This window comes from Armatimonas sp., from assembly GCF_964826245.1.
The window spans coordinates 1-6,713 of sequence record NZ_CBAYMC010000233.1; the positions used below are offsets into that span (position 1 = coordinate 1).

At 58.8% G+C, this 6,713-nt stretch carries 9 protein-coding genes; 3 read left to right on the forward strand and 6 right to left on the reverse strand.

The features are described 5' to 3' along the window. The 5 genes from AC1XOS_RS18055 to AC1XOS_RS18075 form a co-directional block, all read right to left on the reverse strand. The coding region (locus tag AC1XOS_RS18055) for an aquaporin (protein ID WP_481963612.1) at positions 1 to 263 on the reverse strand (263 nt) is incomplete at its 3' end. Next, the gene (locus AC1XOS_RS18060; RefSeq protein WP_481963613.1) at positions 260 to 664 is read right to left on the reverse strand and encodes an arsenate reductase ArsC; all 405 of its coding nucleotides are present in this window, start codon (positions 662 to 664) and stop codon (positions 260 to 262) included. The genes AC1XOS_RS18060 and AC1XOS_RS18055, both read right to left, overlap by 4 nt. Next, a complete protein-coding gene (locus AC1XOS_RS18065; protein WP_481963614.1) occupies positions 661 to 1,152 on the reverse strand; it encodes an ArsI/CadI family heavy metal resistance metalloenzyme in 492 nt (163 codons plus the stop codon). The genes AC1XOS_RS18060 and AC1XOS_RS18065 overlap by 4 nt, the downstream gene beginning before the upstream one ends. Next, positions 1,139 to 1,474, reverse strand: coding sequence for an ArsR/SmtB family transcription factor (locus AC1XOS_RS18070; RefSeq protein ID WP_481963615.1), 336 nt, complete (start codon positions 1,472 to 1,474; stop codon positions 1,139 to 1,141). The genes AC1XOS_RS18065 and AC1XOS_RS18070 overlap by 14 nt, the downstream gene beginning before the upstream one ends. A 68-nt stretch (positions 1,475 to 1,542) precedes the next feature. Then, complete coding sequence (locus AC1XOS_RS18075) at positions 1,543 to 2,868, reverse strand: MFS transporter (RefSeq protein WP_481963616.1); 1,326 nt, start codon at positions 2,866 to 2,868, stop codon at positions 1,543 to 1,545. A gap of 51 nt (positions 2,869 to 2,919) precedes the next feature. Here AC1XOS_RS18075 and AC1XOS_RS18080 point away from each other — a divergent pair, with 51 nt between their 5' ends. Further along, entirely contained in the window at positions 2,920 to 3,915 is a 996-nt protein-coding gene (locus AC1XOS_RS18080) for an aldo/keto reductase (protein WP_481963617.1), read from the forward strand. Positions 3,916 to 3,952: 37 nt separating this feature from the next. Next, the gene (locus tag AC1XOS_RS18085; protein WP_481963618.1) at positions 3,953 to 4,456 is read left to right on the forward strand and encodes an endonuclease V; all 504 of its coding nucleotides are present in this window, start codon (positions 3,953 to 3,955) and stop codon (positions 4,454 to 4,456) included. Here AC1XOS_RS18085 and AC1XOS_RS18090 read toward each other — a convergent pair. Beyond that, a complete protein-coding gene (locus AC1XOS_RS18090; protein WP_481963619.1) occupies positions 4,446 to 5,570 on the reverse strand; it encodes a hypothetical protein in 1,125 nt (374 codons plus the stop codon). The two genes, AC1XOS_RS18085 and AC1XOS_RS18090, sit on opposite strands and share 11 nt — an antisense overlap. Positions 5,571 to 5,705: 135 nt before the next feature. Here AC1XOS_RS18090 and AC1XOS_RS18095 point away from each other — a divergent pair. Beyond that, positions 5,706 to 6,713 (forward strand): thermonuclease family protein (locus AC1XOS_RS18095; RefSeq protein ID WP_481963620.1); only part of this gene is annotated, 1,008 nt, incomplete at its 3' end.

The window sequence follows — 6,713 nt, forward strand, 5'->3', positions numbered from 1 at the left end:
ACCTGTGCCAGAACATAACCGGGAACTTGTTTCCACGAAAAGCGCCCCGAGACCGCAAAACCCAGCGTGACGGCAGGGTTGAAGTGCGCGGAGCTGATGTGCCCAAAGGTGTAGATCATGGCCAGCACCGCCAGCCCTGATGCCCATGCCGCTGCCGCCAGCGAGCCGTCACCACCAGAAAGCTTGCCCGAGGCCGAGAGCGCCACGGGTGCAAAGACAATCCCAAACGTGCCCACGAGCTCCGCGAGAAACTTCTGTTTCATGCAAATTCTGCCAGGAGCTTCTCAACACGCTCCTTGATCTGGTCACGGATCTCGCGCACTTTCTCAAGTGGCTGGCCCTTGGGATCATCGAGCCCCCAGTCCTCGGTGAAGAAAATCCGTGCGGGGCAGGCAGCCGCATCCACCCCACAGCCCATCGTAATCTTCTTATCGGCGCTGTCGGCAAGCTCTTGGGTAAGCTGCTTGGGCGACTGTCCCCCCATCGAAATGCCGAGCTCGTTCATCACTTCGACGGCAACCGGGTTGATCTGCGTGCCCGCGACCGTTCCCGCCGACTCCCCGACAATGTCTAGGCCACGCGCCTTGGCGTAGTGATTGACGAATGCCTCGGCCATCTGGGAGCGACCGGCGTTATGGACACAGACAAATAACACGCGTTTCATGAGCAGCCACATCCTCCACTGGTTTTTGCCATCGAAAGGCTTAGGCCACGCGCCTTTGGTGTACAGCACCCCACAGGCTGGGTCGCGCTCGGAGGGGCCTCGAACGCGCCATCTTGCATGTCATCCAGGATCACATAGACCTCCCAAGAGTTGCCATCGGGGTCTTGTGCCCAGACTTTGTCTTGGCGTGCGTGGCAGCAGACCGTGTCGCCCTCGTCAAGAGCAATGAGATTCGCCGCCGCAAGGCGCTCGCGGGTTGCATTGACCGCCTCGGCCGAATCTAGCACAATGCCGAGATGGTTCAGCGCCCCGCCTGTGCTAACAGCGCTCTCATTGAGCGCCAGCTTGAGAGCCGGGGACTCCAGGTCAAAGTTGGCGTAGCCGGGCCGTAGCTTGTGGGCTTTCTCGCCAAAAAACGCTTCGTAGAAGGCAACGGACTGGGTAACATCGCTCACATTGAGCGAGACGTGGGTCTTAGCAACAGGCATTAGTTTTTTCTCCTAAAAATGCGGCAAGTGCCGCCACGGTCGCGGGATTCAGGGCACAGACAACAAACTTCCCACGCTTCTCCATCGTGATAAGCCCTGCGAGCCGTAGCTCTTTGAGGTGGGCGGATACCGTGGAGGTGATCTTCTCCGCGCCGGTGATCTGGCAGCATACCTCCCCGACGGTGGGGCCACTGGCAGGGCGAATCTCGCCATTCTCCTCGAGTGCCACGGTGGGGCAGCAGTCGCGGAGGCACTGAAAGATCGCGAGGCGAGTAGGGTCGCCTAAGGCCTTGAAGGCGGTGGTAAGCTGTTCATTGGTCATTAGTTTTATATTTCGCGAATTGACGAAATGATGATATCACCGAAGCTCAAGTGGCGCAAGTGCAAGTTTTAGTGGGCGCTCGCGGGCTCTGGGGCAGGAGGGGGCTTCAGCATGACATAGGAGAGAATCGCGGCGGTGAGCATGATGGCCATCGCGGTGAACAGGCCAGGGCCAAACGCGCCGCCGCTTCGGGTCTTGAGCTCGCCCATGAGGTTGGGGCCGATCATCCCACCAAGGTTCCCGACAGAGTTGATAAAGGCCAGACCACCCGCCGCCGCTCGTGCCCCCAGCAAGTTGGTTGTCACAGCCCAGTACGAGCCCGCGGCGATGCGCTCTCCGAGCTCTTTGAGCGAGAGAGCCACTAAAAGCGTGGCCGCGCTTGGCATGAGTGCGCAGAGCAAGATGCCCAGGCTGGCGATCCCGTACCCCACCGTGACGTGCAAGCGGCGCTGGCCCGTGCGGTCGGAGTGGGTTGCAGCCAGCATCATGGCAATCGCGCCCACAATCCCCGGGATGGCCCCCCAAGTGACAACCGCGGTATCAGACCAGAGTCCCGCGCTACGGGCCTTGATGAGCTGAGGAGTGAAGAAGCCCAGTGCGTTATTGGCTGTCGAAGTGAGAATAAAGATCAGGCAGAGATTACGAACACGTGGCTCCGCAAGAGCTTTGCGCCAGTCGAAGTGGTGGACGCGCTGCTGGGTCTTGGCATCGTGCTCCAAGCGATTGACAAGCCACGATTTTTCCTGTTCTGTGAGCCAGGTAGACTTTTGAGGAGAGTCCGATAAGAATCGCAGGACGGCGACACTAAGGAGAACGGAAGGGATTCCCTCAATAAGAAAGAGCCACTGCCACCCGGCCAGCCCGTGCCAGCCGTGTAACTGGAGGAGCTGGCCGCCCAGTGGTCCGCCAAAGATATTGATAAAGGCGGTCAGCGCCAGAAATCGCGACATCACGGTCGCCCGGTACGAGGCGGGAATCCAGTAGGTCAGGTAGAGCAAGACGCCCGGATAGAACCCTGCCTCCGCGACTCCCAGCAGGAAACGCATCGAGTAAAACTGCAGCGGGGTCTTAACAAACATCATCGCCGCGGAGATAATCCCCCAGGTGACCATGATGCGGGCGATCCAAAGCCGCGCCCCGACACGCTCCATGATCAGGTTGGAGGGTACCTCAAACAGAAAATAGCCGATAAAGAAGATGCCCGCTCCCATCGCATAGACCTTGTCGCTAAAGGCGAGGTCTTTCTGCATGGTCAGAGCCGCGATACTCACATTGGTTCGATCCAACAGGCAGAACACATACAAAATGGCGAGAAAGGGAATCAGGCGCGTCATGATTTTCTTCATGACAGCTCGCTCCAGGGCGTGAGTACCCGTCAACTTCGCGTCAGGCATAGACATGCTGTACTGTACCTGATGGGAGCCGACTACGGGTACAATCTTTTCATGAACTTCCGATCTTTTGGCCGCACGGGCGTGCAGGTCTCCGAGCTGTGTTTGGGCTGTATGAACTTTGGCGATGACTGCTCTGAAGCCGACTCGATTGCGCTCATGCACCGCGCGATAGACGAAGGCATTAACTTCTTCGACACGGCAGATGTCTACACCCGTGGTATCAGTGAGATCCTTGTCGGCAAGGCACTAGCCGGAGAAAAACGCGAGAAAGTTTTTCTGGCCACGAAGGTCTACAACAAGATGGGCGAGGGGCCAAATGACTTTGGCTCGCACCGCTACCACATCATCAAGGGCTGTGAGGACTCTCTCAAGCGCCTCGGCACCGACCACATTGACCTCTATCAGATCCATCGTCCTCAGTCTAGCATCCCGATTGATGAGACCCTGCGTGCCCTCGACGACTTAGTGCGCTCAGGGAAAGTGCGCTATATCGGAACAAGCACCTTTGCGGCCTACCAAGTTGTCGAGAGCCTCTGGGCCTCCAACACCCTGCACCTAAACCGCTTTGTCTGTGAGCAGCCCCCGTATAACTTACTGGATCGGCGCATCGAGCGGGAGCTTCTGCCGATGTGCCGTGCCTACGGGATCGCGACCATTCCCTGGGCTCCACTGGCAGGGGGACTGCTCTCGGGCAAGTACCGCGCCGGTGCGCCCCGCCCCGATGGTGCTCGCTACGCCAGCAAGTCCGCGCCGTTCGCCCGTGACAACGACTCCGCGCTCACAACCGTCGAGAAATACGTCGCGTGGTGCGACAGCCGTGGCTACGACCCGTCGCAAGTCGCGCTGGCATGGGTGCTAAACCAGCCCGGCGTCACCAGCCCGATCATCGGCCCCAAAAATACTGCACAGTACGAAGCCTATATGGCGGCAAGAAGCCTCACGCTCACCGCCGAAGACCACGCCGACCTAGATGCGCTCTTCCCCCCCGGAACCCACGTCTCCGAGTACTACCGCGCCGACTTTGGCCCCACCGCAAGATGGATGTAGGTTTTAGCAACCCTGGAAACGTGGCGATAGTGCAAGTATGATTGCTGCGACCGATGTTCAATACCATGCCGATGGGCATGCGATAGCTGCGTGTGTGCTTTTTGAAAGCTGGGGCGACGCCACACCGGTGCGTGAGTGGACGGTGCGGATAGAAGACGTGGCGGAGTATGTTCCTGGTCAGTTCTACAAGCGTGAGCTGCCGTGTTTGCTGGCACTGCTCTCGTCGGTCTTGCCCGAGCTAAAGATAGTTATCGTGGATGGCTATGTCTGGCTGGGCGACGAGAGTCATCCAGGACTGGGCGGGCATCTCTACGCAGCGCTGGATCGGAAAGTCCCGGTGGTCGGGGTGGCCAAGACACGCTTTGTAGGAGCCGCGCCGGTATCGGAAGTGCTTCGTGGTGAGAGTGCGAGCCCACTTTTCGTGAGCGTGGCCGGGCTTGCTCTCGCGGAGGCTGCCCAAAACGTGCAGGCGATGCATGGAGCGCATCGCCTGCCGACTCTTCTCAAGCGCGTGGACGCGCTCTGCCGTGCTAAAACCTGAGGGTTCGAACGACTTCCAGTGGCTGGCGCTTGCCCAGGGCAATATCAAAGCCGCCAAGTCCTAAGCCATAGGTGTAGCCCGTGGCGCTGTTGTAGCCTGCCCGGAGCGCAATCGGGCCAAGCTTCTGCTCGACACCCGTCCGTAGCTCCGCCTTTCCAATAGCACCTGTGATGTCGACGAGATCCGCGACAGCCGTCATGCCGCCTTTCTGAAAACCAACACCCGCGGTCGCCGTGGTGGCGAGAAGATTGTACGTGCGTGTGCCACCGCCGCCGTTTGCATTGGCGCCAAACTGCCCCGTGAAGGTGAAGTTGGGCTTAACAGCATTGGCGATTACCAGACCGCCTGAGAAACCCAGAAGCTTCTTCGACTCCAGCATGATCCCCAGATCCGCTCCCACCCCTTGCTTGGTCAGTGTGTCCTTACCGCCCATCTCGGGAGCTCTCAAGGAGTCCGTATTGCCATCAAGCGCCGCTTTATCGGCGAAGTAGTGGGCGTAGACGGCGTTCATGTACTTGATGCGTGCTCCCACCGCCACCTTGAAGTTCTCTCCCCCTGCGCCCGACTTTAGCTGGGATGCAAACCCGACTTGGGGGAGAGAGTAGACCGCTGTCGCCAAGACATCTGCCTGGGAGTTTGCTGGGACGCTACCGGTGCCGCCGCTCTTTCCCCAGTTTTGGAGTGCGGCATTGGGCAAGATATAGCCCTGCGCCACTCCGCTTGCCAGCACTTCTACCGGCCCGACACGCAGCCCGACACTTCCATTGAGGCCAAAACTTGAGTTCTCGGAAGCGAAGCGCCGTGCTAAATCCGTTGCATCGCCACCCGAGCCGCTATTGATCAGGTAGTCTGCCGCCTTGGTGACGGAGATCGCGCCATCAGCACGAGCACCGATGTTGGGAAAGTGAAAGCGCATCAGCCCCCTGGCAAACGCCAGCGAGGCGGGGTTGTTGCGGGAGCCCATGCCGCTGATACTATTGCCCGCCAGTGAGGCAATTCCTGCTCCACCCATCGCGAAGGCGCGTGCATCGCCGCCAAAGGTAATGTCTTGTGCTGTGGCGGGAAGTGCCATGAGCGCGGCGAGCCCCAGTGTAAGAGAAAAATTTCGTTTCAAGAAAACCATTTACTAATCCTCCAGAGCTTAGGTTCATCATAAAGTCAAAACTTTCCTCCCGCAGGAAATTGCCTTGCGTCTGGCGAAAGGTCTCCCGTGCGCTCTTTGGCTTTTTGGATGGGACTCTGTTTTTTGGTGTCTTTAGCTCTGCTTCCACGAGAGGTAGTGGCCCAGGATGCCTTTCATGGAACGGTAATCGAGATAGAGCGCGGGGATCAGCTCTCGGTGAAGCTGGATAGCTGGACCCTCAAAGTACGCTTGCATGGAACCGTTTGTCCAACCAGTGGTGAGCTTGCAGACGTGGCTATGGAGTGGACAAAGGCACGGGTGCTGGGCAAACAGGTTAATGTGGGGGTTCGAGGGACAGCGGCCAAGGGAGTAGTCTACGGTGATCTGACCTACTTACCGGGCGAACACAATATCTCCATTGAGCTGGTAGAGCAGGGGCTGGCAACGTGGGCAAGGCAGTATGCTCCCAATCGTCGGGATCTTGAGGCGGCGGAGAAGCGGGCACGGGATGCGCGGGCTGGGGTCTGGGGAAACCTGGAGCTAGAGAAAATCCGCCTGCGTCAGGTGATTGGTAACCCAAAAAGCATGTCACTTCCCCCGCCCTCTGCCTCTCCAAAACCAAAAACGTCGCTGACACCAAAAATATCTCCAAGCCCCGTACCCGCGCCAACGTCCGAGAAAAATCTCCTGAATATCTCCCAGGGACGCCCCACGGTTTTATGGCCTCTTGCGGTGGGAATATTGTTGGCGGTAGGTTGCCTCACAGGAGCAGAGTGGGTGAGCCGCGACGCGCGTCGCCTTCGCCAGCGCCCTGTACTACTGGCAGACGCGACCAACAATCTCACACCTCTAAAAGTGCGCGGGCTTGTTCGTGCCCAGGCCGAGCTTGCGGTTAGTATTGCCGGTCGCATTCCGGGGCTCTATCTGCATGAAGTAACCCAGATCTTCCGGGATGGGGCCTGGCGCACAACCTACAACGAGACCGATACCACTCCCTTTGTGCTTGACGATGGCACGGAGCAGTACCTGGTGCCACTAGATCGGGTGAGGTTCAAGCCGATTCGTATCGCGCGGTTCTACAACGATATTCCTGTGGAGAAGTGGCATGCACGCTCCTACGGCGGCGACATTCGC

What these genes read in the sequence shown, in the direction of transcription:
- AC1XOS_RS18060 (WP_481963613.1), bottom strand. Translation starts at nt 664, where the DNA reads ATGAAACGCGTGTTATTTGTCTGTGTCCATAACGCCGGTCGCTCCCAG.
- AC1XOS_RS18065 (WP_481963614.1), bottom strand. Translation starts at nt 1,152, where the DNA reads ATGCCTGTTGCTAAGACCCACGTCTCGCTCAATGTGAGCGATGTTACC.
- AC1XOS_RS18070 (WP_481963615.1), bottom strand. Translation starts at nt 1,474, where the DNA reads ATGACCAATGAACAGCTTACCACCGCCTTCAAGGCCTTAGGCGACCCT.
- AC1XOS_RS18075 (WP_481963616.1), bottom strand. Translation starts at nt 2,868, where the DNA reads ATGCCTGACGCGAAGTTGACGGGTACTCACGCCCTGGAGCGAGCTGTC.
- AC1XOS_RS18080 (WP_481963617.1), top strand. Translation starts at nt 2,920, where the DNA reads ATGAACTTCCGATCTTTTGGCCGCACGGGCGTGCAGGTCTCCGAGCTG.
- AC1XOS_RS18085 (WP_481963618.1), top strand. Translation starts at nt 3,953, where the DNA reads ATGATTGCTGCGACCGATGTTCAATACCATGCCGATGGGCATGCGATA.